The 574-nt window shown below is 69.5% G+C and carries 2 protein-coding genes; one reads left to right on the forward strand and one right to left on the reverse strand.

Translation table 11 applies throughout. The features are described from left to right. On the forward strand, positions 1 to 276 hold a 276-nt coding region (locus CSC71_RS15305), incomplete at its 5' end, for a hypothetical protein (RefSeq protein WP_162375233.1). Between the two features lie 98 nt (positions 277 to 374). On the opposite strand, the gene CSC71_RS15310 is transcribed toward CSC71_RS15305, so the two are convergent. Next, on the reverse strand, positions 375 to 574 hold a 200-nt coding region (locus tag CSC71_RS15310), incomplete at its 5' end, for a sensor histidine kinase (RefSeq protein WP_162375234.1).

The following is a 574-nucleotide window of genomic DNA, read 5'->3' on the forward strand; positions in this document are numbered from 1 at the left end:
ATCGACACCGCCGATCACCGGTACCAGCCGCTGTCGGTCAAGTCCACCAGCGTCACCGCCGACGAACAGCAGCGACGGCATGGCGCAAGCCAGGTCGCTGCGGTCTACCGCGCCAGCAGTGCCATGCCGTTTTCCACCTTGCCGGCTGGCTCCACTGTCCAGGAGGTGTGGCCGGACGGCTCCACCGAAACCATGACCGTGGTCGACCCATCATCGGCCAGCGGCATCGTGCCGGTGCCGGGCAGCCAGCAGGCGCCTGCGCCGCGGATCCGGTAGCACCCTGGATCCCGCAGGAGCGCACCTGGGCGCGACGAGGTTCCACCGATAAAGCGCGGTCGCGCCCGGGTGCGCTCCTACGGGAGTGCGGGTGGTGGTTAGCGATGGAAGGCTAGGGTTGCGATGACGCCGCGCTGCTGGCCTGGGCGCACGCTGACGCGCCAGCCGTATAGATCGCACAGCCGGCTGACGATCGACCGGCCGATGCCGCCGCCTTGCGAGTGGCCGGCATGGGTGCCGCGGCAGCCGCGTTGGAACAGTTTGGCGGCGTCTTCTTCGCTCAGGCCGGGGCCCGAAT

It is taken from the genome of Pseudoxanthomonas sangjuensis (assembly GCF_010211755.1).
Classification (GTDB): Bacteria; Pseudomonadota; Gammaproteobacteria; order Xanthomonadales; family Xanthomonadaceae; genus Pseudoxanthomonas_A; species Pseudoxanthomonas_A sangjuensis.